The 24603-nt window shown below is 70.7% G+C and carries 23 protein-coding genes and 1 tRNA gene; 18 read left to right on the plus strand and 6 right to left on the minus strand.

Annotation, left to right across the window (positions count from 1 at the left end):
* The first annotated feature begins 111 nt into the window (after positions 1 to 111).
* Genes pdhA through AB0310_RS04410 form a run of 3 tightly spaced genes read left to right on the plus strand, consistent with a single transcriptional unit; the run spans position 112 to position 3616 of the window.
* Positions 112 to 1227 carry a pyruvate dehydrogenase (acetyl-transferring) E1 component subunit alpha gene (gene pdhA / locus AB0310_RS04400; protein WP_292795258.1) on the plus strand — a complete coding sequence of 372 codons (1116 nt, stop codon included), beginning with the start codon at positions 112 to 114 and terminating at the stop codon, positions 1225 to 1227.
* Positions 1228 to 1229: 2 nt separating this feature from the next.
* Positions 1230 to 2240 carry an alpha-ketoacid dehydrogenase subunit beta gene (locus AB0310_RS04405; protein ID WP_259951546.1) on the plus strand — a complete coding sequence of 337 codons (1011 nt, stop codon included), beginning with the start codon at positions 1230 to 1232 and terminating at the stop codon, positions 2238 to 2240.
* On the plus strand, positions 2237 to 3616 hold the full coding sequence (locus AB0310_RS04410; protein ID WP_366236652.1) for a dihydrolipoamide acetyltransferase family protein: 1380 nt from the start codon (positions 2237 to 2239) through the stop codon (positions 3614 to 3616). The genes AB0310_RS04405 and AB0310_RS04410 overlap by 4 nt, the downstream gene beginning before the upstream one ends.
* Here AB0310_RS04410 and AB0310_RS04415 read toward each other — a convergent pair.
* Complete coding sequence (locus AB0310_RS04415; RefSeq protein ID WP_259951545.1) at positions 3609 to 4211, minus strand: TetR/AcrR family transcriptional regulator; 603 nt, start codon at positions 4209 to 4211, stop codon at positions 3609 to 3611. The genes AB0310_RS04410 and AB0310_RS04415 overlap by 8 nt on opposite strands.
* A 112-nt stretch (positions 4212 to 4323) precedes the next feature.
* Here AB0310_RS04415 and AB0310_RS04420 point away from each other — a divergent pair, with 112 nt between their 5' ends.
* From AB0310_RS04420 to AB0310_RS04440, 5 genes are read left to right on the plus strand one after another with little or no spacing between them, the layout of a single operon-like run.
* Positions 4324 to 5877: a carboxyl transferase domain-containing protein gene (locus AB0310_RS04420; RefSeq protein ID WP_366236653.1), complete on the plus strand. Its 1554-nt coding sequence runs from the start codon at positions 4324 to 4326 to the stop codon at positions 5875 to 5877.
* A 5-nt stretch (positions 5878 to 5882) separates the two neighbouring features.
* On the plus strand, positions 5883 to 7817 hold the full coding sequence (locus AB0310_RS04425) for an acetyl/propionyl/methylcrotonyl-CoA carboxylase subunit alpha (RefSeq protein WP_366236654.1): 1935 nt from the start codon (positions 5883 to 5885) through the stop codon (positions 7815 to 7817).
* Positions 7817 to 8965: an acyl-CoA dehydrogenase family protein gene (locus AB0310_RS04430; protein WP_187664149.1), complete on the plus strand. Its 1149-nt coding sequence runs from the start codon at positions 7817 to 7819 to the stop codon at positions 8963 to 8965. The genes AB0310_RS04425 and AB0310_RS04430 overlap by 1 nt, the downstream gene beginning before the upstream one ends.
* Positions 8966 to 8974: 9 nt before the next feature.
* Positions 8975 to 9463 (plus strand): MaoC family dehydratase, encoded by a 489-nt coding sequence (locus AB0310_RS04435; RefSeq protein ID WP_259951542.1) that lies wholly within the window; start codon positions 8975 to 8977, stop codon positions 9461 to 9463.
* Entirely contained in the window at positions 9460 to 10266 is an 807-nt protein-coding gene (locus AB0310_RS04440) for an HpcH/HpaI aldolase/citrate lyase family protein (RefSeq protein WP_292795175.1), read from the plus strand. The genes AB0310_RS04435 and AB0310_RS04440 overlap by 4 nt, the downstream gene beginning before the upstream one ends.
* An 8-nt stretch (positions 10267 to 10274) precedes the next feature.
* On the opposite strand, the gene AB0310_RS04445 is transcribed toward AB0310_RS04440, so the two are convergent.
* Together AB0310_RS04445 and AB0310_RS04450 are read right to left on the minus strand one after the other, a co-directional pair.
* Positions 10275 to 10862 carry a histidine phosphatase family protein gene (locus tag AB0310_RS04445; RefSeq protein WP_060922608.1) on the minus strand — a complete coding sequence of 196 codons (588 nt, stop codon included), beginning with the start codon at positions 10860 to 10862 and terminating at the stop codon, positions 10275 to 10277.
* Positions 10859 to 11698, minus strand: a complete 840-nt coding sequence (locus AB0310_RS04450) for a Sir2 family NAD-dependent protein deacetylase (protein WP_187664051.1) — start codon at positions 11696 to 11698, stop codon at positions 10859 to 10861. Before AB0310_RS04450 ends, AB0310_RS04445 begins: the two co-directional genes overlap by 4 nt.
* A gap of 65 nt (positions 11699 to 11763) precedes the next feature.
* Between AB0310_RS04450 and AB0310_RS04455 the strand changes: the two genes are divergently transcribed.
* Entirely contained in the window at positions 11764 to 12570 is an 807-nt protein-coding gene (locus AB0310_RS04455) for a TrmH family RNA methyltransferase (protein WP_366236655.1), read from the plus strand.
* A gap of 9 nt (positions 12571 to 12579) precedes the next feature.
* Here AB0310_RS04455 and AB0310_RS04460 read toward each other — a convergent pair whose 3' ends face one another.
* Positions 12580 to 13407, minus strand: a complete 828-nt coding sequence (locus tag AB0310_RS04460; protein WP_366236656.1) for an SGNH/GDSL hydrolase family protein — start codon at positions 13405 to 13407, stop codon at positions 12580 to 12582.
* A gap of 146 nt (positions 13408 to 13553) precedes the next feature.
* Here AB0310_RS04460 and AB0310_RS04465 point away from each other — a divergent pair, with 146 nt between their 5' ends.
* Both AB0310_RS04465 and AB0310_RS04470 read left to right on the plus strand, forming a co-directional pair.
* The gene (locus AB0310_RS04465; RefSeq protein WP_259951536.1) at positions 13554 to 15296 is read left to right on the plus strand and encodes a DEAD/DEAH box helicase; all 1743 of its coding nucleotides are present in this window, start codon (positions 13554 to 13556) and stop codon (positions 15294 to 15296) included.
* Between the two features lie 130 nt (positions 15297 to 15426).
* Positions 15427 to 16524: a VIT1/CCC1 transporter family protein gene (locus tag AB0310_RS04470; protein WP_268776328.1), complete on the plus strand. Its 1098-nt coding sequence runs from the start codon at positions 15427 to 15429 to the stop codon at positions 16522 to 16524.
* 102 nt (positions 16525 to 16626) lie between these two features.
* Here AB0310_RS04470 and AB0310_RS04475 read toward each other — a convergent pair.
* Positions 16627 to 16709: transfer RNA gene (locus tag AB0310_RS04475), tRNA-Leu, on the minus strand.
* Positions 16710 to 16822: 113 nt separating this feature from the next.
* On the opposite strand from AB0310_RS04475, the gene AB0310_RS04480 reads away from it, so the two are divergent.
* Both AB0310_RS04480 and AB0310_RS04485 read left to right on the plus strand, forming a co-directional pair.
* Complete coding sequence (locus AB0310_RS04480; protein ID WP_187664056.1) at positions 16823 to 18118, plus strand: M20/M25/M40 family metallo-hydrolase; 1296 nt, start codon at positions 16823 to 16825, stop codon at positions 18116 to 18118.
* Between the two features lie 47 nt (positions 18119 to 18165).
* The gene (locus tag AB0310_RS04485; RefSeq protein ID WP_259951534.1) at positions 18166 to 18996 is read left to right on the plus strand and encodes an undecaprenyl-diphosphate phosphatase; all 831 of its coding nucleotides are present in this window, start codon (positions 18166 to 18168) and stop codon (positions 18994 to 18996) included.
* A gap of 12 nt (positions 18997 to 19008) precedes the next feature.
* Here AB0310_RS04485 and AB0310_RS04490 read toward each other — a convergent pair whose 3' ends face one another.
* Positions 19009 to 19857 (minus strand): PAC2 family protein, encoded by an 849-nt coding sequence (locus AB0310_RS04490; RefSeq protein ID WP_060922601.1) that lies wholly within the window; start codon positions 19855 to 19857, stop codon positions 19009 to 19011.
* An 87-nt stretch (positions 19858 to 19944) separates the two neighbouring features.
* Between AB0310_RS04490 and AB0310_RS04495 the strand changes: the two genes are divergently transcribed.
* From AB0310_RS04495 to AB0310_RS04515, 5 genes are read left to right on the plus strand one after another with little or no spacing between them, the layout of a single operon-like run.
* Positions 19945 to 20628: an HAD family hydrolase gene (locus AB0310_RS04495; RefSeq protein WP_366236657.1), complete on the plus strand. Its 684-nt coding sequence runs from the start codon at positions 19945 to 19947 to the stop codon at positions 20626 to 20628.
* Positions 20625 to 21644 (plus strand): tRNA (adenine-N1)-methyltransferase, encoded by a 1020-nt coding sequence (locus tag AB0310_RS04500; RefSeq protein WP_366236658.1) that lies wholly within the window; start codon positions 20625 to 20627, stop codon positions 21642 to 21644. Before AB0310_RS04495 ends, AB0310_RS04500 begins: the two co-directional genes overlap by 4 nt.
* 10 nt (positions 21645 to 21654) lie before the next feature.
* Positions 21655 to 22587, plus strand: a complete 933-nt coding sequence (locus AB0310_RS04505) for an FKBP-type peptidyl-prolyl cis-trans isomerase (protein ID WP_259951531.1) — start codon at positions 21655 to 21657, stop codon at positions 22585 to 22587.
* On the plus strand, positions 22587 to 23579 hold the full coding sequence (locus AB0310_RS04510; protein WP_366236659.1) for a helix-turn-helix transcriptional regulator: 993 nt from the start codon (positions 22587 to 22589) through the stop codon (positions 23577 to 23579). The genes AB0310_RS04505 and AB0310_RS04510 overlap by 1 nt, the downstream gene beginning before the upstream one ends.
* Complete coding sequence (locus AB0310_RS04515; protein WP_187661462.1) at positions 23576 to 24559, plus strand: helix-turn-helix transcriptional regulator; 984 nt, start codon at positions 23576 to 23578, stop codon at positions 24557 to 24559. Before AB0310_RS04510 ends, AB0310_RS04515 begins: the two co-directional genes overlap by 4 nt.
* The last annotated feature ends 44 nt before the right edge of the window (positions 24560 to 24603 follow it).

Below are 24603 nucleotides of genomic sequence, written 5' to 3' on the forward strand. Positions count from 1 at the left end.
GAGTTGCTTGAGCGAGGTGTTCACCGGACGTACCCTCAGACCATGCCGGTGATGACGCCGGCACCATTGCGCGTCGCCCCACGAGGGCCGCCAGGGACGAGGAGGACGATGATGTCGCCGCAGACCACCCCCATTGCGGACACCGCCCAGGATCTGGAGCTGTCGGAGCGCATCCTCGCTCCGGACGGGACCCGTGTCGCCAACGACCGCCTCGACCCGTTCGTCACCGATGTCGACGCCGCGCAGCTGCGGGCACTGCACCGCGACATGGTCATCCTCCGCCGCATCGATGCCGAGGGCGTGGCCCTGCAGCGTCAGGGGCAGCTGGGACTCTGGGCGCCGTGCCAGGGCCAGGAAGCCACGCAGATCGGTACGGCCAGGGCGCTCGATCCGCAGGACTACGTCTTCCCGAGCTACCGGGAGACCGGCGTGATCTACGCGCGCGGCGCGCAGCCGGGGGACTACGTGCGGATGTGGCGCGGTGAAGAGGGGGCGGCCTACGATCCCGCCGCCCTCCGCGTCGCTCCGTTGCAGATCATCATCGGCGCCCAGACCCTGCACGCGGTCGGGTACGCGCTCGGCATCCAGCATGAGAAGGCATCGGAGGTCGCCGTGACCTACTTCGGTGATGGGGCGACCAGCCAGGGGGATGTGAACGAGGCGATGATCTTCGCCGCGTCGTATCAGGCGCCGGTCGTCTTCGTCTGTCAGAACAACCACTGGGCCATCTCCGAGCCGGTCGCCGTGCAGTCGCAGTATCCGATCGCCGGGCGCGCGCCCGGGTTCGGGATCCCGAGCCTCCGTGTGGACGGGAACGACGTCCTCGCCTGCCTGGCGGCGATGCGCTGGGCGTTGGACCACGCGCGCTCCGGGAAGGGCCCGGCCTACATCGAGGCCGTGACATATCGGATGGGCCCGCACACCACCGCGGACGACCCCACCCGGTACCGGGACGAGGCCGAGCTGGAGTCCTGGCGCCGCCGCGACCCCATCACGCGACTGGAGGCGTACCTCCGTGCGACCGGGGACCTCACCGAGGAGCATCTCGCCGAGACGCAGGCGGCTGCGGACGCGGTCGCCAAGGAGATGCGCGCGACCTGCCTCGGCATGGTCACCCGTCCGCCGCTGGCGGTGTTCGACGGCGTCTATGCCGAGCCGCACACGGGCCTGGAACGGCAGCGCGACGAGTACGCGGCATACCTCGCGTCGTTCGAGGGCGAGGCGTGACCATGACCGAACTCACTCTCGGCAAGGCGCTGGGCGCCGGCCTCCGTCAGGCGATGCGCGACGACGAGAAGGTGGTGCTCCTGGGCGAGGACATCGGCAAGCTCGGCGGCGTCTTCCGGATCACCGACGGCCTCCTCGACGAGTTCGGGGCGGCCAGGGTCATCGACACACCGCTCGCGGAGTCCGGGATCGTCGGCACGGCCGTCGGTCTCGCGTTCCGCGGCTACCGCCCGGTCGTCGAGATCCAGTTCGACGGGTTCGTCTACCCCGCCTTCGACCAGATCGTCTCGCAGGTCGCCAAGCTGCACTACCGCACCCAGGGGCGGGTGAAGATGCCGATCACGATCCGGATCCCGTGGGCCGGCGGAATCGGTGCCGCCGAGCATCATTCCGAGTCGCCGGAGGCCTACTTCGCCCACACGGCGGGCCTCCGTGTCGTCGCCGTCTCGAACCCGGAGGACGCCTATCGGAGCCTCCGGCAGGCGATCGCGTCGGACGACCCCGTCGTGTTCTTCGAGCCCAAGCGGCTCTATCACCACAAGGGCGAGGTCGACCTCGAGGCCCCGCTCGCGGATGCGCCGCCGATGGGACTCGCCCGGGTCGTGCGCTCCGGGACGGACGTCACGGTCCTCACCTACGGAGCCATGGTGAGCACCGCGCTGCAGGCGGCGGAGGCCGCGGAAGACGAGGGCGTCGCCCTGGAGGTCATCGACCTGCGATCGCTCTCTCCGGTGGACTACGACTCCATCGCCGCCTCGGTGCGGAAGACCGGACGAGTGGTCGTCGCGCACGAGGCCTCCCGGGAAGCCGGCCTCGCCGCGGAGGTCATCGCGAGCGTGACCGAGCTCTGCTTCGAGTACCTCGAATCCCCTCCGCTGCGGGTCACCGGGCATGACGTGCCGTACCCGCCTGCCAAGCTCGAGAAGTACCACCTGCCGGATCTCGACCGGATCCTCGATGCGGTCGATCGCGTGATGGATCGCCCGCACAGCCTGACGGGAGCGGACGCATGATCGCCGAATTCCGTCTCCCCGACCTCGGCGAAGGACTCACCGAGGCGGAGGTCGTGCAGTGGCTCGTCGCGCCCGGCGACAGCGTCGCGCTGAATCAGACCCTCGCGGAGGTCGAGACGGCCAAGGCCGTCGTCGAGCTGCCGTCGCCCTATGAAGGCACGGTGTCGACCCTGCACGCGGACGCGGGAGAGACCGTCGCCGTGGGAGCACCGCTGATCGCCTTCGACATCGAGGGGGACGATCCTCCGGCGGCGCCGTCCGGTGGCGAGGAAGAGGCCTCCGCGGAGAAGGCGCAGCCGAACCTCGTGGGCTACGGAGCCGCCCCGACATCGAGTGGACGCCCCGCGCGCCGGGCGCGGCGCCGGAGTGCCGCCCAGGTGGCCTCGGCGGCCGACACCGCCGTTCTCGAGGCAGCGCCGCACGACGCGACGCCATCGGTCGCGGTCGAGCCCGTTCTGGAGCGACCACGGTCAACCCCTCCGGTGCGCGCCTACGCCAAGCGACGGGGCGTCGACCTCGTCCTCGTCGCCGCGGAAGTCGGTGACCGCGTGATCACGAGGGCAGACGTGGATGCGTACGCGGAGCGTATCGGAGCGGAGCCGTCACGGCCCGCCGGGACGCCTGAGCGCGAGACCACCGCGGCATCCGGAACCCTTCCGCGCGCGGAGGGGAGGCCGCGGGAGACGCGCGTCCCGATCCGCGGGGTCCGCAAGCACACGGCAGCGGCGATGGTGCAGAGCGCGTTCACCGCCCCGCACGTCACGGTCTTCCACACGGTCGATGTGACCGCGACCATGGAGATGCTGGCACGTCTCCGCGAGGACCGAGCGCTTGCGGAGCACCGGATCGGCCCGCTCGCCGTCGTCGCGAAGGCCGTCTGTCTCGCTCTGCGCCGGGCGCCCGGCCTGAATGCGCGCTGGGATGAGGAGTCCGGCGAGATCGTCCACTACGGTTATGTCGACCTGGGGATCGCCGCGGCGACCGATCGGGGTCTCATCGTGCCGATGATCCGGGATGCGGAGCGGATGAACCTGGTGGAGCTGTCGACCGCGGTCAGGCAGCTCGCGGATACCGCTCGCGCGGGGAAGACCTCCCCGGCCGAGCTCGCCGGGGGCACGTTCTCCCTGTCGAACATCGGGGTGTTCGGGGTGGAGGCCGGAACACCGATCCTCCCGCCAGGGCAGTCCGGGATCCTTGCGGTCGGCGCGGTGCGGCGGCAGCCGTGGGAGTACCGCGGTGAGATCGCACTCCGTCAGCTCATGACGCTGAGTCTGTCCTTCGATCATCGCCTCGTCGACGGGGCCGAGGGCGCGACGTTCCTCAAGGACGTGGCCGACATCCTCGAGGATCCGGGACGGGCGATGCTGCTCAGCTAGCGGCGCGCAGCGCAGCCTCGGCCATCGCGACCAGCACGGTCGCGGTGGCCGTGTGCCGTCTCGTCGCGGCCCGCGTGCTGTGCGGGGTCGAGTTGATGAGACCGAAGCATGCCTGCACGCGGAGCCGGAGTTCGTCGCGGTCGAGCGGCTCCGGACGCTCGAGCGCGGCGAGAGCGTCCATCCAGAGCTCGATGTAGGCGCGTTGCAGCCGGCGGACCTCGGCGCGATCGTCCTCGTCGAGGAAGGCGAGATCGCGATCCTGCACCTGGATGACCTCGGCGTTGCCGAGCGCGAACTCCACATGGAAGCGGATGAGCCCGCGCATGCGCTCGTCGGGTGCGCTCGTCTCCTCGGACACGCGTCGTCCGCCCGCGACGAGGTCCTGGCTGACCTTCACCAGGACCGCTCCGAGAAGGGCCTGCTTCCCGGCGAAGTGGCGGTACACCGCAGGCCCGGACACACCGACGGCAGCGCCGATGTCCTCCAGGCTCACCCCGCTGTACCCGCGCGCGGCGAAGAGCCGAGCCGCGGCATGCAGAAGGGCGTCGGAGCGTTCTGCCTTGGCGCGGTCACGGGCGGTGGCGGGGCTTGTCATCTCAGTTAATCCTCGCTAACCTGAATCAACGGGTTAGTGAACACTAACCGAGAATGCATGCAGCGCGCCAGGTTCCCCGCCCGGCGCGACGTGGGTCGAGGAGGACGTCACGATGCCGGCAACCCAGGAAGCGCTCGCCCAGCGGCTCCGTGACCGTCTCGCGACCGCAGCGCAGGGTGGCCCCGCGGCCTCCCGCGAGCGACATGTCGCCCGCGGGAAGCTCCTTCCGCGCGACCGCGTCACCCGTCTCCTCGACGAGGACAGCCCGTTCCTCGAGATCGCCCCACTCGCGGCCGACGGTCTGTACGGCGGGGAGGCGCCGGGGGCCGGTGTCATCGCCGGCATCGGCCTGGTCCACGGCCGGCACGTCATGGTCGTCTGCAACGACGCCACCGTGAAAGGCGGAACGTACTATCCGCTCACCGTGAAGAAGCACCTGCGGGCGCAGGAGATCGCCCTCGAGAACCGTCTGCCGTGCCTCTACCTCGTGGACTCGGGCGGCGCCTTCCTTCCTCGACAGGACGAGGTCTTCCCGGACCGCGAGCACTTCGGACGCATATTCTTCAACCAGGCCCGGCTGTCCGCGCAGGGAATACCGCAGCTCGCGGCGGTCCTCGGATCGTGTACGGCGGGTGGCGCCTACGTTCCCGCGATGAGCGACGAGACCGTCATCGTCCGCGGACAGGGCACGATCTTCCTCGGCGGGCCTCCTCTGGTGAAGGCTGCCATCGGCGAGATCGTCACGGCGGAGGAGCTCGGCGGAGGGGAGCTGCACGCCCGGCGCAGCGGCGTCGTGGATCACCTCGCCGACGACGACGAGCATGCGCTGGAGATCCTCCGCGACATCGTGGCCACGCTGCCGCCGCCGCTCGCCCCGGCCTGGAACGTCGGGGAGAGTCGCGCCCCGGCGGAGATCGGCTCCCTGTACGACGTGGTTCCCGTGGACGTCAACGCCGCGTACGACGTGCGCGAGGTGATCGCACGCCTCGTCGACGGCGACACCTTCCATGAGTTCAAGGCCGAGTACGGCACCACACTGGTGACGGGTTTCGCGCGGCTGCACGGCCACCCCGTGGGCATCGTCGCGAACAACGGCGTGCTGTTCAGCGAGTCGGCGCTCAAGGGCGCGCACTTCATCGAGCTCTGCGATCAGCGCGGCGTCCCACTGCTCTTCCTGCAGAACATCACCGGGTTCATGGTCGGCTCCGATGCGGAGGCGGGAGGGATCGCGAAGGACGGGGCCAAGATGGTCACGGCTGTGGCGACCACACGGGTCCCCAAGCTCACCGTCATCATCGGCGGCTCCTTCGGTGCGGGCAACTACTCGATGTGCGGGCGCGCCTACTCGCCGCGATTCCTCTGGACCTGGCCGGCGAGCCGGATCTCGGTGATGGGCGGGCCTCAGGCCGCCTCGGTGCTCGCCACGGTGAAGGACGACCAGCTCGCGGCGCGCGGGGAGTCGTGGACCGCGGAGGAGCGTGCGGCGTTCGAAGAGCCGATCCGGGCGCAGTACGAGGAGCAGGGCGAACCGTACTACGCGACCGCACGGCTGTGGGACGACGGCATCGTCGACCCGGAGCAGACCCGTGACCTCCTCGGTCTCGCCCTGGACGTCGTCGCCCGTAGCCCCCTGCCCGAGCCGCGCTTCGGCGTCTTCCGGATGTGAGCCCCATGTCGCACTCGCCTTCCCTCTCGTTCTCCTCGGTCCTCGTCGCGAACCGCGGCGAGATCGCGCGCCGCATCATCCGGACCCTCCGCGACCTCGGCATCCGCAGCATCGCGGTCTACAGCGATGCAGACGTCGACGCGCCGCACGTCCGCGAGGCGGACGCCGCCGTGCGGATCGGGCCGGCACCGGCGGCGGAGTCCTACCTCGACATCGACGCCGTCATCGCCGCGGCCCGCGCTTCCGGAGCGGAGGCCGTGCATCCCGGCTACGGATTCCTCTCCGAGAGCGTCGGGCTCGCGGAGGCCTGTGCGGAGAGCGGCATCGTGTTCATCGGCCCGACGGTCGAAGCACTCCAGATCATGGGAGACAAGGCGCGAGCCCGTGAGCATGTGAGCCGCAGCGGCGTGCCGGTGGTGCCGGGGTTCGACGCCAGGGGCCTCTCGGATGCGGAGATCCGCGAGGAGGCGGAGGCGGTCGGGTTCCCGCTCCTCGTCAAGCCGAGTGCCGGCGGGGGTGGGAAGGGTATGGAGGTCGTCGTCGACAGCGCGGGTCTTCCCGGCGCGCTCAGTTCAGCCCGACGCGTCGCGGCATCCGCCTTCGGCGACGATGCGCTCATCCTGGAGCGTCTCATCCGCCGACCGCGTCACATCGAGGTGCAGGTGTTCGGCGATGCGCACGGCACCGTCGTGGCGCTCGGCGAGCGCGAGTGCACGCTCCAGCGTCGTCATCAGAAGGTGATCGAGGAGGCGCCCTCCGCCGGGATCCCGCCCGCGACCCGCGACCGGCTGCTCACGGCAGCCGTGCGCGCCGCGGAGAGCGTCGCCTACGTCGGAGCGGGGACCGTGGAGTTCCTCGTCGACGCCGATGCTCCCGACGACGTCTTCTTCATCGAGATGAACACCCGGCTGCAGGTGGAGCACCCGGTGACCGAGGAGGTCACCGGACTCGACCTCGTCGCACTCCAGCTCCGCATGGCCGACGGACAGCCGCTCGACGTCGCACCCCGGACGACCGGGCATGCCGTCGAGGCCCGTGTGTACGCCGAGTCGCCGGAGCGCGGGTTCCTGCCGTCGACCGGGACCGTGCTGCTCTTCGACCCGCCTTCCGGTGTCCGCGTGGACGCGGCCGTGGAATCCGGGAGCGTGGTGAGCGGGTTCTACGACCCGATGATCGCGAAGATCATCGCGTGGGCGGAGGACAGGGCGACAGCGCTGCAGCGACTCGACGATGCCCTCGCCCGCACCGTGGTGCTGGGAGTGGAGACGAACATCGCGTTCCTGCGCCGGCTCCTCCGGGACCGTCGCGTGCTCGAGGGCGACCTCGACACCGGTCTCATCGACACCCTGCTCCCGCTCGAGCCGATGAGCCCGTCGACGGCGCAGGTCGCGGCAGCTGCCGGACTGGTGGACGCTCGTCGCGAGACCGCCGCATCACCGGGCGGCGCCGGACCGCTGTGGCGCTCCCTCCCCGGGTGGCGTCTGGGGGCGGCACCGCACGCGCCCGAACCGTTCACCCTGCTCACCGACGACGACGAGATCGTACGCACGACACCGACGCTGCCCCCGCCCGACCGCGTGTGCGCGGCCCGCGATGCCGAGGGCGCAATATGGGTCTGCGAAGACGGGCGGACGCTGCGGCTCCGCCCCCTGGATCGCCGCGGCCGGATGCGGAGGCGACTCGCCGCCGCGGAGCGGGAGGCCCGCGCCACCGAGCCCGAGGCGCGCGCCCCCATGCCGGGCGGTGTCGTGGCGGTCCATGTCGAGGACGGGGCGGCCGTCCGCGCGGGAGAGCCTCTCGTATCGATCGAGGCGATGAAGATGGAGCACCCCGTGGTCGCGCCGCACGACGGCGTCGTGCGGATGCTGGTCGCGGTGGGCGATCAGGTGCGGCGCGATCAACCGGTCGCCCGCGTGTCGATGACGGAGGAGGACCGATGATGCACGATCTCACCGAAGAGGAGCGCGAACTCGCCGCGATGGCACGCGAATTCGCCGACACGGTGGTCGCCCCGCAGTCCTACGAGGCGGATCGCACCCACACGCTCTCGATGGACGTCGTGCGGCAGATGGGCGAGCTCGGCCTCTTCGGGCTGCCCTTCCCCGAGGAGTACGGCGGGCAGGGCGGCGACTACATGGCGCTCGGCCTCGCCATCGAGGCTCTGGGACGAGTCGACCAGTCGATCGCGATCACCCTCGAGGCCGGCGTGAGCCTCGGGGCGATGCCCGTCTTCCGCTTCGGCACCGAGGAGCAGAAGCGCGAGCTGCTGCCGGATCTCCTCGCCGGTCGCGCCCTCGCCGGGTTCGGACTTACGGAACCCGAGGCGGGGAGCGATGCCGGGGCGACGCGGACGACAGCGCGGCTCGACGGCGACGAATGGGTGATCGACGGCTCCAAGCAGTTCATCACGAACTCGGGCACCCCGATCACACGGTTCGTGACGGTCACCGCCGTCACCGGGCAGAACGAGGGGCGCAAGGAGATCTCCACGATCATCGTCCCGAACGGAACGCCGGGGTTCACGGTCGAACCGCCCTACGACAAGGTGGGCTGGAACGCCTCGGACACGCATCCGCTGACGTTCGACGGGGCGCGGGTGCCGGCGGGCAACCTCCTCGGCGAGCGGGGGAGCGGCTTCCGGAACTTCCTCAGCATCCTGGACGAGGGGCGCATCGCGATCGCCGCCCTCTCGACCGGCGCCGCGGAGGGCTGCCTGGAGGCCGCGGTCGACTACGCCAAGAGCCGCACCATCTTCGGCAGCGCCCTCAGCACGCGGCAGAACGCCCAGTTCACCCTGGCGCGCATGCGAGCCCGCGTCCACACGGCACGCCTCGCCTGGCACCACGCTGCCCGTCTCCGCGACGCGGGAGAGGCGTTCGCCGAGCAGGCGGCGATCGCGAAGCTCGTCGCCGGGGAGGCCGCGATGGACAACGCTCGCGACGCCACGCAGATCTTCGGAGGCAACGGCTTCATGAACGAGTTCCCGGTGGCGCGCCACTACCGCGACTCCAAGATCCTGGAGATCGGCGAGGGGACCACCGAGGTCCAGCTTCTCGTGATCGCCAGGGCGCTCGGACTCGCCCGGTAGCGTGGAGGCATGACCATGCGCGAGATCGTGCAGCGCGGCCTGTACTACGAGGAGTTCGAGACCGACGTCCGGTACGTGCACCGCCCCGGTCGCACGGCTACGGAGGCGGACAACGTCCTCTTCACGACGCTGACGATGAACACCCAGGCGCTGCACCTGGACGCCGCGTTCGCCGATGCCCAGGAGCCCTTCCACGCGCGCCTCATGAACTCCATGTGGACGCTGTCGACGATGGTGGGCTCCTCCGTCGCCCAGCTCACGCAGGGGACGCTGGTGGCGCAGCTCGGCCTCGGCGACATCGCCTTCCCGCATCCGCTGTTCGCCGGTGACACGCTCACGACCGAGAGCGTCGTCGTCGATAAGCGGCTCTCGTCGTCCCGCCCCGGTCAGGGCGTCGTGCAGATCGCGCACACCGGACGCAATCAGGACGGCACGGTGGTCGCGACGGCCGTCCGCACGGTGCTCGTGCGCTGCCGGCCGGAAGGGGAGGCGGTATGACCTTCGAGCTCGGTCCTGCCCTGCTTTTCTGCCCGGCGGACCGCCCCGAGCGCTTCGCGAAGGCGCAGGAGCGCGCCGATGCCGTGATCCTCGACCTGGAGGACGCCGTCCTGCCGGCTGCAAAGGCCGAGGCCCGGAAGAACGTCGTCGCCGCTGACCTCGATCCCGCGCGCGTCATCGTGCGGGTGAACGCCCCGGACTCCGCGGCCTTCGCGGACGACCTCGAGGCCCTGGCACGGTCGCCCTTCCGGACCGTGATGGTGGCGAAGACGGAGAGCGCGGAGAGTCTGGACGCCTTCGGCGCGGAGCACTCGCTCCTCGCGCTGTGCGAGACGGCGCGTGGGATCCATGCGGCGCCCGACATCGCCGCGCACCCGGCGGTCGCCGGACTGATGTGGGGAGCGGAGGATCTGGTGGCCTCCCTCGGCGGCACCTCATCCCGGAACGCGGCGGGCGGCTACCGCGACATCGCCCGCTACGCCCGTTCCCGGGTGCTGCTGGAGGCCGGCGCCTACGGCAAGGCGGCGATCGACGCCGTGCATGTCGACATCGCCGACACCGCAGGGCTGGAGCAGGAGGCGAGGGACGCTGCGGCCTCCGGGTTCCGTGCGACGGCGTGCATCCATCCGAGTCAGGTCGAGGTGATCCGAGCCGCGTACGCACCGGACCCCGAGATCGTGGCCTGGGCACATGCGGTCCTCGCGGCAGCGGCGGAGGAACGGGGTGTGTTCCGCTTTCAGGGGCGCATGGTGGACGAGCCCGTCCTGCGCCACGCGCGCGCCGTGGTCTCCCGCGCCGGCTGACCGTCCCGTCAGAGGACGGGCGTCTCCTCCAGCAGGCGGAGGTAGCCGGGTGCGGCGACGAACCGGTGCGCGGAGCCGTTGCGCAGCACCTCACCGTCGCGGGGGAGCGTGCCGCCGGAGACGTGGTCGATGACGGCGCGGATCACGCCCCCGTGGGTCACGACGAGCACGGACTCGGCCTGCGGCGCCGACCTCCGTCGCGCGTCCCGTGCGATCCGGTGCAGCGCGGCGATGGCACGGACGCCGACCTCGTGCAGCGATTCCGCCCCGGGCACCTCCGCGTGCCAGTCGCCGTAGGTCGAGATGTAGTCGGGAACGAGCATGCCCTCGCCGTCGCCGAACTCCCGTTCCCGGATGTCGGGGACCACGCCCGCGATCTCCAGCCCCAGGCGCTCCGCGATGATGCCGGCGGTCTCGCTCGCTCGCACGAGCGGGCTCGTGTAGACGGCATGGTGCGTCGTGCCGGCGAGCTTCTCCGCCGCCCACCGCGCGTCCTCGCGCCCCGTCTCGTTCAGCGGGATGTCGGTCGACCCCTGGATGCGGCGGGCGAGGTTCCAGTCGGTCTGACCGTGGCGGATGAGAGTGAGATAGGTCACGAGAGCATCTCCTGGAGGGCGGGGAGCACGTCGCTGGTGCCGGCGGCGATGGTGACATCGGCCCAGGCGTCGGCGCGGGTCGGCTCGCGATTGACGATGATCAGGGGAATGCCACGCCGACGCGCACGGTTGACGAGGCGCACGCCGGAATTCACGACGAGCGAGGAGCCGGCGACGATGAGCGCATCGCTGGAGCGGAGCAGCGACTCCGCGGCGCGGAAGCGGTCCTGCGGCACGTACTCGCCGAAGAACACCACGTCGGGCTTGAGCATGCCGTCACAGACCGTGCAGGTCGGGACGAGGAAGCCCTCGGTGCTCTCCGGCAGCACGTCGCCGTCCGGGGCCAGGGCCACGTTCTCGGGGACGGTGATCCAGGGATTGCGCTCCTCGATCTGCACGGCGATGTCGCGACGATCGAACACCTGGCCGCAGTGCAGGCAGAGCACCCGGCGCATGGTGCCGTGCACTTCGATGACGTGTGAGCTTCCCGCGCGCAGGTGCAGGCCGTCGACGTTCTGCGTGATGACGCCCGAGACGACGCCTCTGGACTCCATCTCCGCGAGGGCGCGGTGACCGGGATTGGGCGCCGCCTGCGCGAACGCCCGCCACCCGAGGTGCCCGCCGACCCAGTAGCGGCGTCGCGCGGCTTCGTCGCCGAGGTACGTCTGGATCGTCATGGGGTTGCTGCGCGTGCGCGCCCCCTCGCCGCGGTAGGCCGGAATGCCCGAGTCGGTGGAGATGCCGGCTCCGGTGAGGAGGGCGATCCGCTTGCCGCGCAGCAGGTCGGCGGCGTGGGAGAGCTCTGCCGACGGCTCGGCGGTGTTCGTCACGCTCACAGGACCTCCTCGATCGAGTCTACGGGGCGTGTGGCGGACGAGAACCGGGATGGCAGAGTGGAGCGGTGGACCTCCAGCATGTGACCGACATCGACGACCCGCGGCTGGACGACTATCGCGGCCTCACCGATACCGCCCTCCGCGCCGTGCGAGAGCCCGCGGAGGGACTCTACATCGCGGAGACCGCCAAGGTGATCGAGCGCGCGCTGACCGCCGGACACGAACCCCGGTCGGTGCTTGTCTCGGCCCGGCGCGTCGACGAGGTCGGCCGGATCATCGGGAAGCGCGGCGTGCCGGTGCTCGTGGTCCCGGACGAGGTCGCGGAACAGGTCACCGGTTATCAGGTCCACCGCGGAGCCCTCGCCGCCATGCATCGCCCTGTCCTGGCGCCGGTCGCGGAGGTGGTGCGCGACGCACGTCTGGTGCTGGTGCTGGAGGACCTCGGCGATCACACCAACGTCGGTGCGGCCTTCCGTGCCGCCGCCGGGTTGGGGGCCGATGCGGTGCTGGTCTCTCCGCGGTGCGCCGATCCGCTGTACCGTCGCAGCGTGCGGGTGAGCATGGGCACGGTCTTCCAGGTGCCCTGGACCCGGATCGACGACTGGGAGGCGGCCGTGGGCGTCCTCCGTGACGAGGGTTTCGACATCGCCGCCCTCGCTCTCAGCGACGCGGCGGTGGATCTCCGGGTCTACGCAGCGCAGCGGCCGGAGAAGGTGGCGCTGCTCCTCGGCGCCGAAGGAGACGGACTCACGCCGACTGCTCTCGACAGCGCGGACACCGTGGTCACGATCCCGATGGCCGGCGGCGTGGATTCGCTCAACGTGGCCTCGGCGGCCGCCGTGGCACTGTGGGCCCTCGCTCCCGCGGAGTGAGGGCGCGTGTCACTCCTTGCCGGGGAAGATGACCGGGGAGGGGTCCGGGCGCTTCGCCGCGATGTGATCCCCCGACGACTGGTGCCGCAGACGGCGGAGCACCCAGGGCACGAGGTGCTCCCGCGCCCAGCCCAGGTCTTCGCCGCGGGCGGCACGCCAGGTACGCAGCGGCAGCGGTTCCGGCTGCATGGCCTCGAGGTCGTTCGGCACGTTGAGGGCGCGGAGCACCATCCGCGCGACCTCGTGGTGGCCGAGGGCGTTGTAGTGCAGGCGGTCATCGTCGAAGAAGCGTGCGTCCTGCACGACCTTCAGCGCCCACTGGTCCGCGACGATGCAGTCGTGCCGCTCCGCGATCGCGCGGATGTTCTCGTTGTAGATCGCGACCTTGCCGCGGAACGGACGGAACACCGGCGTGAATCCGGTGTCGATGCCCGTGAAGAGGATCACGGCTGCACCGGTGGAGGACAGCCGTGCCACCGCGTCTTCGAGCTGCGCGGCGATGGCGTCCGGGTCGGTGCCGGGGCGGATGACGTCGTTGCCGCCGGCGCAGATCGAGATGAGGTCGGGGCGGAGCGCGACGGCGGGTTCGATCTGATCGGCGACGATCTGCGCGATGAGCTTCCCTCGGACGGCGAGGTTGGCGTAGGCGAAGTCGTCCACCTGCTGGGCGAGCACCTCCGCGACGCGGTCGGCCCAGCCGCGGTGTCCACCCGGGGCCGCCGGGTCCGGGTCGCCGATGCCCTCCGTGAACGAGTCGCCGATCGCGACGAACCGTCGCCACGGGTGCGGGGTCTCGTTCGCGACGTACGGGGTCCTGGTCGATTCCTGATCGCTCATCCGACTCTCCTTCGCCAACGCGTGCGCGCACGGTGGTGACCGCCGCGCAGTGACCGAGCCTACCCGTGCCGCCGCTCCCGAGGGAGGACGCGCGCGGCGCCCCGGCGGATGCCCCGGTGTCGGTGGGAGCGATTATCGTGGAGTCGATGCTCTCTCCGTCCTTCCCTCAGCGCGCCCCGTGGGGAACGGCGAACAAGCTGCGGGCATGGCAGCAGGAGGCTCTGGATGCGTACTTCCAGGCCGACCAGCGCGACTTCCTCGTGGCCGCCACACCGGGCGCCGGCAAGACCACCTTCGCGCTCACCCTCGCGGTCGAGCTGATGCGCATGGGGGAGGTGAACCGGGTCATCGTCGTGGCTCCGACGGAGCACCTCAAGACCCAGTGGGCCGACGCCGCCGCCCGCGTGCACATCCGGCTCGACCCGCGCTTCCGCAACAGCGACTGGGCACCGGCGCGGCACTATCACGGCGTCGTGGTCACGTACGCGCAGGTCGCGGCGAAGTCCTCGGTGCACCGCCACCTCACGGAGGACGCGAAGACCCTGGTCATCCTCGATGAGGTGCACCACGGCGGCGACGCGCTGAGCTGGGGTGACGCGATCCGCGACGCCTACGGGCCGGCGAAGCGTCGACTGTTGCTGTCCGGGACCCCGTTCCGGAGCGACACGGCGCCGATCCCCTTCGTGGAGTACCTCCCTGATGAGTCGGGGGCGCGGGTCTCCAGCACCGACTACGCCTATGGCTACGGGCGTGCCCTTGCGGACGGCGTCGTCCGCCCCGTGCTCTTCCACATGTACGCGGGGAAGATGCGGTGGCGGACGAGTGCCGGCGACGAGCTCGAGACCCATCTGGGACAGGACAACACGAAGGACGTCACGTCGCAGGCCTGGCGCACGGCGCTGGATCCCGAGGGCGACTGGATGCCGGCGGTGCTCTCGGCGGCTGACCGCCGTCTGACCGAGATCAGACACCACATCCCGGATGCCGGCGGACTCGTGCTGGCGACGGATCAGACCGTCGCCAGGGCCTACGCCAAGATCCTGCACAGCATCACGCGCGAGCAGCCGACGATCGTGCTGTCCGACGACGCCACCGCCTCCGAGCGGATCGAGAAGTTCTCCGAAGGCACCGCCCGGTGGATGGTCGCGGTGCGCATGGTGTCGGAGGGCGTCGACGTGCCGCGGCTCGCGGTGGGCGTCTACGCGACCTCCTCGTCCACTCCGCTGTTCTTCGCCCAGGCCATCGGCCGCTTCGTCCGCGCCCGTCGTCGAGGTGAGGCGGCGAGCGTCTTCCTCCCGCACGTCCCCGTGCTGATGAAGCTCGCGAACGAGATGGAGAAGCAGCGCGACCACGCGCTGGATCGGCAGTCCAAGGATGACGACGGTCTGGAGGATTCACTCCTGGAGAGCGCGAACCGTGAGGACGAGGCCTCCGACGCGCTGACCCAGGAGTTCAGCTACCAGGCGATCTCCTCCGTCGCCCACTTCGATCGCATGGTGTTCGACGGCAAGGAGTTCGGCCAGCTCGCGGAGCCGAACACGCCGGAGGAGGAGGAGTTCATCGGCTTCCCGGGTCTCCTCGAACCCGAGCACGTCCACGAGCTCCTCATGCAGCGGCAGGCGCGGCAGTCCAGGCACCGCGAAGTGCGGGAGGCCCAGGCAGAGCCGGCGCAGACGACGACGCTCCCTGCGCCGCTGCATCGCACCCTGCGCGAACAGCGCCAGCTCCTGAACAGCCTGGTGGGCCTCTACGCGCGGCAGTCGGGCCAGCCGCACGGTGCTGTGCATGCCGAACTCCGTCGCATCTGCGGCGGACCGGCGGTGGCGCAGGCGACCGTGACGCAGCTGCAGTCCCGCATCGAGGTGCTGCGCAAACGCGTCCGCTCCTGAGCGAGGTCCGGTCGCTGCTTCGGATCCCCGAAATGCTGGCAATCCGTGCCAGGACGCGGCCTGTGCGACCCCGCGCGGATAGCGTGGAACGGTTGCCCGGACGCCGGGCACGGTGACACCTGGAGGTTCCATGACAGCCCCTGCCGCAGCCGATTCCACGGCCGCCGATCGACGGCGCTGGGCTCGCTATCTCGTCGAGGAACGGGCGGAGGGCGCCGTGTACCAGCGCCTCGCGTCCCGCCGGTCGGGGGAGGAACGGGCGATCCTGCTCGGGCTCGCCGAGGCCGAGCGCCGGCATGAGAAGCACTGGCTCGATCTGCTGGGCGGAGAACCGGCCCGCCTGCCGCGGGCGGGGGTCCGCTCGCGCCTCCTGGGGTGGATGGCCGGACGCTTCGGCTCGATATTCGTCCTCGCCCTCGCCCAGAGTGCCGAGGCCCGCTCTCCGTACGACGCCGAGCGCTGGGCCACCCCTGCCATGCGGGCAGACGAGAAGGTCCACCACGAGGTCGTCCGCGGTCTCGCCGCACGCGGGCGTCGGCGCCTCTCCGGTTCCTTCCGCGCTGCCGTCTTCGGCGCGAACGACGGCCTGGTCAGCAACCTCGCGCTCGTGCTCGGCATCGGCGCCACCGGCGTGAGCTCGGGCTTCGTCCTGTTCAGCGGCATCGCCGGGCTCCTCGCCGGTGCGCTGTCCATGGGTGCGGGGGAGTTCGTGTCGGTGCGGTCGCAGCGGGAACTCCTCACCGCGACCGAGGCGAACGAGGATGCGGCGGCGGCCGCCGCCGACCTCGACATCGACGAGAACGAGCTCGCGCTCGTGTACCGCGCCCGCGGCATGGACCAGGGCGAGTCGCTGGCCAGGGCCCGCCGCATCGTCCAGGCGGCGCAGGAGGGTGTCCGACGGGCGGCCACGGGGCCCGTGAGCGTCCAGGGTGCGGACGCCCACGAGGTCGTCGGCAGCGACTGGACGGCCGCGATCTCCAGCTTCCTCCTCTTCGCCTCCGGCGCGATCATCCCCGTCCTGCCGTGGATCTTCGGCATGGAGGGCACCGCGGCGATCGTCCTCGCGCTCGTGCTGGTCGGCATCGCTCTGCTCAGCACGGGAGCGATGGTCGGCGTGCTCTCCGGTGGCCCGCCCCTCCGTCGCGCCCTTCGGCAGCTCGCCATCGGGTTCGGCGCGGCGGCGGTGACCTACGCGCTGGGCCTGCTCTTCGGCGTCGGCGCGGTGTGACGGCGCTGTGGTCCCGCCGCGTGCGGGACCGCAGCGCCCCACCGCGACGCACGGGAAACGACGAAGGCCCCGGATCCGTGGATCCGGGGCCTTCGCTCTCTGTGCGCGGAGGGGGACTTGAACCCCCACGCCCTATCGGGCACTAGCACCTCAAGCTAGCGCGTCTACCATTCCGCCACCCGCGCAGGTGTTGGATTTGATCGTTGCCGACCGAAGAATGAGATTAGCACGTTCTCGGAGGCGTCTCGAACCGAGCGTGACGCCCGGGCGTGGCATGCGGTTTCGATAGCCTGAGTCCATGACCGAATCCTCCCTCCCGGAGGTCGCCCGCGTCGCGAGCGACCTCATCCGCTTCGACACCTCCAACTACGGCGGCGGCAACGCGAAGGGGGAGCGGGAAGCCGCCGAGTACGTCGGCGCGTACCTGGAGGAGCTGGGACTCGAGGTCGAGTACTACGAGCCCATCCCGCGGCGCACGAACGTCATGGCACGTGTCCCGGGGCGCGATCGCACCAAGCCGGCTCTCGTCGTGCACGGCCACCTGGACGTCGTGCCCGCGGTCGCCGAGGACTGGACGGTGGATCCGTTCGCCGGCACGGTGCAGGACGGCATGCTGTGGGGCCGCGGCGCGGTCGACATGAAGAACATGGACGCGATGATCCTCACCGCCGTGGCGGACATCCTGCGCGCGGGGGAGCAGCCGGAGCGTGACCTCATCCTGGCCTTCTTCGCCGATGAGGAGAACGGCGGCGTGGAGGGCTCCGCGCTCGTCGTGAAGGATCGTCCGGAGTGGTTCGTCGGCGCGACGGCGGCCATCAGCGAGGTCGGCGGCTACTCGATCTCCGTGGACGACCGCCGGGCGTACCTGCTGCAGGTGGGGGAGAAGGCCCTGATCTGGATCCGCCTCGTCGCCACCGGCCGAGCGGGACACGGCAGTCGCCTGCACGACGACAACGCCGTCACGAAGCTCGCCGAGGCGGTGGCCGCCATCGGCCGCACGCGGTGGCCGGTCCGGCTCACGCCGACGACGGAGGCGCTGCTCGAGGGTCTGAGCGCGTTGAGCGGCCGGAGCGCCGATGACCCTGACGCCCTCGCCGCCGCGGCCGGTCCGGCAGAAGCCTTCCTGCGGTCGACGTTCCGCACGACGACCAACCCGACGGCCCTCACCGCCGGCTACAAGCACAACGTCATCCCGGAGCGCGCTGAGGCCCTGATCGACGTCCGGGTGATCCCCGGGACCGAGGACGACGTGCTCGCCGAGCTCCAGCGCATCGTCGGCGACGACATCCGGATCGAGACCGTGGTGCGCGACATCGGCATGGAGACGCCGTTCGCGGGGGAGCTCGTCGACGCGATGGTGGCAGCCCTGGGTCGGCACGACCCCGGCGTACCGGTCATCCCGTATCTCCTGGGAGCCGGGACCGACAACAAGGCGCTGGCCACTCTCGGTATCACCGGTTACGGCTTCGCCCCGCTGCGTCTGCCGGCCGATCTCGACTTCACCGGGATGTTCCACGGAGTCGACGAGCGGGTGCCCGTAGACTCACTTGTCTTCGGTCAGCGGGTGCTGGCCGATCTGCTGCGCACGTACTGAGCGGCGTCCACGCGCTCCGTGCCGTCCCGAAAGACGAAGGCCTCTCCATGCACCTGCTCGAAGCACTGATCCTGGGAATCGTCCAGGGTCTCACCGAGTTCCTGCCGATCTCTTCCAGCGCCCACCTGCGCGTCGTCGGGACGTTCCTGCCCTCCGGGGAGGACCCGGGCGCGGCCTTCACCGCCATCACGCAGATCGGCACGGAGGCCGCCGTCGTGGTGTTCTTCTGGCGGGACATCGTCCGCATCATCTCCCAGTGGTTCCGGTCGCTCGCCGGGAAGGTGCCCCGGAACGACTCGGACGCGCGCATGGGCTGGCTCATCATCATCGGCAGCATCCCGATCGTGCTGCTCGGGCTGCTCTTCCAGGATCAGATCGAGACCGTCTTCCGGTCACTCTGGATCGTGGCGATCATGCTCATCGTGTTCGGCATCCTCCTGGGCATCGCCGATCACGTCGGGGCCAAGCGCCGGAAGCTCGACGACCTGACCTACCCGCACGGCATCGCCTTCGGGCTCGCCCAGGCACTCGCCCTCATCCCCGGCGTCTCGCGGTCCGGCGGCACGATCACCATGGGTCTCTTCCTCGGCTACGAGCGCGCCGCCGCCGCCCGGTACGCCTTCCTGCTCGCCATCCCTGCCGTGTTCGGCAGCGGCTTCTACCAGCTGTTCAAGAGCTGGGGCGAGCCGTCCTTCTTCTCGCTCGGCGACACGGTGGCCGCGACGGGCGTCGCCTTCGTCGTCGCACTGGGCGTGATCGCGTTCTTCATGAACTGGATCTCGAAGCGCAGCTTCCTGCCGTTCGTGATCTACCGGATCCTGCTCGGCGGCGTGTTGCTCGTGCTGCTCGCGATGGGCGTCATCCCCGCCTCGGCCTGAGCCAAGCCCCGTTCAGCGCTTGCGGTCGCCGCGGCCGTCGTCGCGGCGCCGCAGATAGCGCTCGAAGGCCTGGGCGATCGCGTCTCCCGAGGCGTCGGGGGAGTCCCACGTGTCGCGCGTGCGCTCCAGCTGCCGGATGTACTCCGCCATGTCCTCGTCCTCGGACGCGGCGGCATCGATCGACGCCTCCCAGGCCGCGGCTTCCGTGCGGAGGTGCCGGCGGTCCACATCCACACCGGTCAGCTCCTCGAGCCGGTCGAGGAGCGCGAGGGTGACCTTCGGCGACGGGGCGGCCGAGGCGACGTAGTGCGGGACGCTCGCCCAGAGGCTCACGGAGGGGATCCCCGCGTTCTCGGCGAAGTGCTCGAGCACGGTGAGGATGCCGACGGGGCCCTCGTACACCGACCGCTCCAGGGCGTGTGCCTCGCGGACCTGCTCGTTCTGGCTCGACGCGAAGATCGAGATCGGGCGGGTGTGCGGGACGTCGGAGAGCATGGCGCCGAGGGTCACGAAGCCGGTGATGTCGTCGCGCAGGGCGACGTCGATGAACTCGGACGCGAACGCCTGCCAGGTGCGCGCGGGCTCGGCACCGGTGAGCAGCCAGAACTCGGGGCCGGGGCCCGGATCACGCGGGCGCCACAGCCCGGCCTCGGGCCACGTCATCTGACGGCGTCCCTCGGCATCGAGTCGGGTCGCCGGGCGGGTGTACTGGTAGTCGAAGTAGAGCTCCGGATCGACCGAGTGCACGAGGTCGTAGCCGCCCGCCGCCTGCAGCGCGCCGACGGCTCCAGTCGCGGCCTCACCGGCGTCGTTCCAGCCGTCGAAGGCGGCGATGATGATGCGCGAACCGAGAACGTCCATGCCGTGCTCCCTTCGAGGTCGTGGCTCCGTCCCCCCAGGCTAGCCCGCGTCGAGGGGATGTGGGCGGGCCCGGCTAGCATGGGTTCAGTGAGCAACAAGCCCCGCGCGGTCCTCTGGGACATGGATGGAACACTCGTCGACACCGAGCCGTACTGGATGGCGGCCGAGACCGCACTGGTGGAGTCTTTCGGGGGCACGTGGTCCCATGAGGACGCCCTGCAGCTCGTGGGCAGCGGCCTCATCGACAGCGCGATCATCCTCCAGGGCGCAGGGGTCGACATGGCTCCGGAGGCGATCGTCTCCCACCTCACGAGTGCCGTGCAGGAGTCGCTGCGAGCCCAGGGCGTGCCCTTCCGGCCGGGCGCCCAGGAGCTTCTCCGCGATCTCCGTGCCGCCGGTATCCCGACCGGTCTGGTGACGATGTCGCTGCGCCGGATGGCTCTCGACGTGGTCGGGCTGATCGAGTTCGAGGCCTTCGACATCGTCGTCGCCGGAGACGACGTCGACAACCCCAAGCCGCACCCGGAGCCGTACCTCCAGGCCGCCGCGCTCCTCGACGTCGACATCGCCGAGGTCGTGGTCATCGAGGATTCCCCGACCGGTCTCCGCGCGGGCCTCGCCTCCGGCGCCCTGACGCTCGGCGTGCCCCACATCGTCCCGCTCGACGGCCTCGGCGCCCACGAGCTGTGGCCGACCCTCGACGGCCGCGGTGCCGCCGACCTCGTGGAGCTCTTCGGCTCCCGCGCCGCGTTCACGGAGGCCACCCGATGACGACCACGTCCGCCCCGCGCCCCAGCGGCCCCTTCCGTGAGGGCGACCGCGTGCAGCTCACCGGCCCGAAGGGTCGCCTGCACACCGTGACGCTCCGCGAAGACGGCGAGCTGCACACGCACCACGGGGTCCTCCGGCACCGAGACCTCATCGGGCTCCCCGATGGCTCGGTCGTTGCGAACAGCTCCGGGCACGATTACCTGGCGCTGCGGCCGCTGCTGCGGGACTTCGCGATGTCGATGCCCCGCGGTGCCGCGATCGTCTACCCGAAGGACGCGGCGCAGATCGTCATGCAGGCCGACATCTTCCCCGGCGCCACCGTGGTCGAGGCCGGAGTCGGTTCGGGCGCCCTGTCGCTGTCGCTGCTGCGAGCCGTCGGCTCTGCCGGACGCCTGCTCTCCTTCGAACGCCGCGAGGATTTCGCCGAGGTCGCCCAGGCGAACGTCGAGACCTTCTTCGGGGAGCGCCCCGACTCCTGGCGGGTCGTCGTCGGAGACCTCGTCGCCGCGCTGCCCGAGGAAGTCGAGCCCGGCACCGTCGACCGGGTCGTCCTCGACATGCTCGCGCCGTGGGAGTGCATCGAGGCGGTCGCGGACGCGCTGACCCCCGGCGGTGTCGTGCTCTGCTACATCGCCACTGCCACACAGCTCTCCCGCGTTGCCGAGTTCATCCGGGGCACCGGCCTCTTCACCGACCCGGAGGCATCCGAGACGATGGTACGCGGCTGGCACGTGGAGGGGCTCGCCGTCCGGCCGGACCACCGCATGGTCGCGCACACCGGCTTCCTGCTCACGGCTCGCCGGCTCGCTCCCGGCGCCGTGGCTCCGTCGGTGAAGCGTCGCGCCTCGAAGAGCAGCTACGGCGACGAGGACGTCGAACTGTGGACGCCGGGCGCGGTGGGTGATCGCGAGATCACGGACAAGAACCTCCGCAAACGTGCCAGGGAGGCCGGGAAGGCGGCCGAAGGCGCGCGGTTGGCCGCGGCATCGCGCGAATCCGAGCACACGACGGAATAGACTGGAGCGCGTGCGTAAAACGTCCGCCGTTCTGGCCTCTCTCAGCCTCGCCGCCCTCGCCCTGACGGGGTGCAGCGTGACCGCATCGTCCGCTGACGCCTCGTGCGATCGCGACGGGCACGCCAACGGCATCGACAGTGCCGTCACCGTCACCGGCGACGTCGGGTCCGAGCCGGAGGTCGAGATCTTCGCGCCCGTCCGCCTGACGGAGACGTCCTACGCCGACGTCGTGACGGGGGACGGTCGTGCGCTCGTCGACGACGCCCAGCCGCTCATCGCCCAGATCTCCATCTACAACGGTGCGACCGGCGAGCAGATCTTCCAGACGACGTACGACGAGGAGAGCACCCGCGCGTCGACGATCGGCTCCTGGGCCACGCAGTCTCCCGGGCTCGCCGACGCGATGGAGTGCGCGACCGGGGGCACCCGCATCGTGGCGGGTCTGACCCCGGAAGACTTCGGCGAGGCGAACCTCAGCGGCTTCGGCATGGGCCAGGACGACATCGCGGTGTTCGTCATCGACGTCGTCGACGCCTTCCTCCCGAAGGCAGAGGGCACCCTGCAGTTCAACGACGCGAAGGGGATGCCGACCGTCGTGCGCGCCGATGACGGCACCCCGGGCATCATCATCCCCGACAGCGCCGCCCCGGACGAGCAGGTCGTCCAGACGCTGATCCGTGGAGATGGCGAGAAGCTGACCGCGGACCAGACGCCGCTCGTCCACTTCACCGCGGTGAGCTGGGACGACAAGTCCGTCCTGCAGAGCACCTGGGGACAGTCCGCCACCGACGGCATCCGACAGATCGCGGCGCCGGTGGCTGACGCGCTCGTCGGGCAGCCCGTCGGCTCCCAGGTCCTCGTCGTGCTCCCCAAGACCGAGACCTCCTCCGCGATGGCCGTCGTGGTCGACATCCTCGGCGTGTCCCCGGTCTCCGCACCCTGATGACTGCCCGGATCCCTGCCGAAGAGCGCCTGACGAACCTCGTCGTGGCCCTGATGGCGACGGAGATCGGGCTCACCAAGCAGCAGATCCTCGACAACGTCTCCGGCTATCGCCAGCGCGCCGATGCCGGGACGCGCTCGGATGCCCTGGAGAAGATGTTCGAACGGGACAAGGACGAGCTCCGCGCGCTCGGCGTCCCGATCGAGACGATCGGCGACGCCGCGGACCCGAACGACCTCCGCGAGGCCAGGTACCGCATCCCGCAGGCGGAATACGACCTGCCAGGAGACATCGAGTTCTCCCCGGCGGAGCTGGCTGTCCTGCGCCTCGCGGGAAGTGTCTGGAGCGCGGAGTCCGTCTCGGGAGACGCGCAGTCCGGAGTGCGGAAGATCCGCGCCCTCGGCATCGACGGCGACGAGCCGATCATCGGCTTCGCGCCGCGCATCACCGCACGCGATGCCGCCTTCGGCCCGCTCCAGGACGCGATCGAACGCCGCAGAGTGGTCACCTTCGACTATCTGAAGCCGGGAGAGGACGCCCCTCGTCGGCGTCGTATCCGCCCGCTCGCACTGGTGGACTACGAGGCGCGCTGGCACGTGTACGGCGTCGACGTCGACATCGAAGAGGACCGGACGTTCCTGCTGAGCCGCATCGTCGGCGAGGTCGTGGTCAGTGCCACGACGTTCGACCCCGCGCTACGCGAGGGCGCGGGGGAGCGGGCGCTGAGCGGTCTCGAGCGCGTCGCCGCGGAGAACTCGGCGTTGCTGGAGGTCACCCCCGGAACCGAAGCCGCACTGCGCCTGGGCCGACGGGCGACCACTGCCGCCCAGGGCATCCACGTGCCCTTCGTCGATCTGCACATCCTGGCGGATGAGCTCGCGTCCTACGGCCCCGAGGTCCGAGTCGTGGAGCCGGCATCGCTCAGGGACGCGGTGATCAACCGCCTGCGCGCCGTGGTCGAGGCCCACACGGATACGGAGGTGCCCGCATGAGCGCCGCGCCCAAGCCCCTCCTCGCCGCAGAGCGCGTGCGTCTCTACCTCACGCTCGTCCCGTACCTGCTGGAGCACGGGCAGGTCTCCCTCGCCGAGGCCGCCGAGGAGTTCGGCGTGACCCCGCGGGAGATGCGGGCGATGGTCGAGAAGCTCACCGTGATCGGCCTGCCGGGTGAAGCCGGCTACTGGCAGCAGCCGCAGGAGATGTTCGACATCAACTGGGATCTCCTCGACCACGAGGACATCATCGAGATCACGAACGACGTGGCGCTGCGCCGCGTCCCGCGCTTCACCGCGCGAGAGGCGGCCGCGCTGCTCGCGGGCCTGCAGATGGTCGCCGCCGTACCCGCCGTGTCCGATTCCGGCCTCGTCGCCGGCCTCATCTCCAAGCTCTCGCGCGGAGCGGCCGACGCTCCCGCCGACGTCGTCGTCGCCCCGAGCGCCGTCGACGAAGTACGGGAGGTCGTCGCGCGCGGCCTGCAGAAGGGCGTGGCCGTCTCGTTCACCTACCAGGCCCCCGATGCGGCTCCGACGACGAGGACCGTGGACCCGGTGCAGATCCTCATCACGAACGGGCAGTGGTATCTGCAGGGCTGGTGCCACATGCGCGAGGCGATGCGGACGTTCCACCTCGACCGCGTCAGCGCCCCCACTCTCACCGACATCCCGAGCGCCCACGGCGGCGAGCGGGTGCCCGAGGCGTTCGCCGGGCTGGAGGAGGAGCGCGAGGTCACCGTCCGCGTCCCGGAGCGCCTCGCGCCGCTGCTCAGCGGTTTCGTGCCGACCGAGACCCTCCGTATCGGCGACGGAATGGTGACGACGCAGCTCCACCTCGCGGACCCTCGAGGCATCAAGCGTCTCGCCGCGCGCTTCGGCGGGGCGATGGAGGTCACCGACCCGGGGATCGCGCGCACCGCGACCCGCGAGTGGGCCGCCGCCGGACTCGCGCTCTACCACCGGCCTGATGCCGAGGTTTGATCTGTAGACTGGGGCGGAAAGCCCCCCTACGACGGGAATGTCGA

This window comes from Microbacterium meiriae (genome assembly GCF_040702565.1).
Taxonomy (GTDB): Bacteria; Actinomycetota; Actinomycetes; order Actinomycetales; family Microbacteriaceae; genus Microbacterium; species Microbacterium meiriae.

Excerpts from the sequence above, each read along its gene's own strand:
- AB0310_RS04480 (WP_187664056.1), top strand. The coding sequence starts at position 16,823 with ATGACCGAATCCTCCCTCCCGGAGGTCGCCCGCGTCGCGAGCGACCTC.
- AB0310_RS04415 (WP_259951545.1), bottom strand. The coding sequence starts at position 4,211 with ATGACAAGCCCCGCCACCGCCCGTGACCGCGCCAAGGCAGAACGCTCC.
- AB0310_RS04420 (WP_366236653.1), top strand. The coding sequence starts at position 4,324 with ATGCCGGCAACCCAGGAAGCGCTCGCCCAGCGGCTCCGTGACCGTCTC.
- AB0310_RS04430 (WP_187664149.1), top strand. The coding sequence starts at position 7,817 with ATGCACGATCTCACCGAAGAGGAGCGCGAACTCGCCGCGATGGCACGC.
- AB0310_RS04510 (WP_366236659.1), top strand. The coding sequence starts at position 22,587 with ATGACTGCCCGGATCCCTGCCGAAGAGCGCCTGACGAACCTCGTCGTG.
- AB0310_RS04485 (WP_259951534.1), top strand. The coding sequence starts at position 18,166 with ATGCACCTGCTCGAAGCACTGATCCTGGGAATCGTCCAGGGTCTCACC.
- AB0310_RS04440 (WP_292795175.1), top strand. The coding sequence starts at position 9,460 with ATGACCTTCGAGCTCGGTCCTGCCCTGCTTTTCTGCCCGGCGGACCGC.
- AB0310_RS04465 (WP_259951536.1), top strand. The coding sequence starts at position 13,554 with ATGCTCTCTCCGTCCTTCCCTCAGCGCGCCCCGTGGGGAACGGCGAAC.
- AB0310_RS04435 (WP_259951542.1), top strand. The coding sequence starts at position 8,975 with ATGACCATGCGCGAGATCGTGCAGCGCGGCCTGTACTACGAGGAGTTC.
- AB0310_RS04405 (WP_259951546.1), top strand. The coding sequence starts at position 1,230 with ATGACCGAACTCACTCTCGGCAAGGCGCTGGGCGCCGGCCTCCGTCAG.
- AB0310_RS04460 (WP_366236656.1), bottom strand. The coding sequence starts at position 13,407 with ATGAGCGATCAGGAATCGACCAGGACCCCGTACGTCGCGAACGAGACC.
- AB0310_RS04410 (WP_366236652.1), top strand. The coding sequence starts at position 2,237 with ATGATCGCCGAATTCCGTCTCCCCGACCTCGGCGAAGGACTCACCGAG.
- AB0310_RS04500 (WP_366236658.1), top strand. The coding sequence starts at position 20,625 with ATGACGACCACGTCCGCCCCGCGCCCCAGCGGCCCCTTCCGTGAGGGC.
- AB0310_RS04425 (WP_366236654.1), top strand. The coding sequence starts at position 5,883 with ATGTCGCACTCGCCTTCCCTCTCGTTCTCCTCGGTCCTCGTCGCGAAC.
- pdhA (WP_292795258.1), top strand. The coding sequence starts at position 112 with ATGTCGCCGCAGACCACCCCCATTGCGGACACCGCCCAGGATCTGGAG.
- AB0310_RS04470 (WP_268776328.1), top strand. The coding sequence starts at position 15,427 with ATGACAGCCCCTGCCGCAGCCGATTCCACGGCCGCCGATCGACGGCGC.
- AB0310_RS04490 (WP_060922601.1), bottom strand. The coding sequence starts at position 19,857 with ATGGACGTTCTCGGTTCGCGCATCATCATCGCCGCCTTCGACGGCTGG.
- AB0310_RS04515 (WP_187661462.1), top strand. The coding sequence starts at position 23,576 with ATGAGCGCCGCGCCCAAGCCCCTCCTCGCCGCAGAGCGCGTGCGTCTC.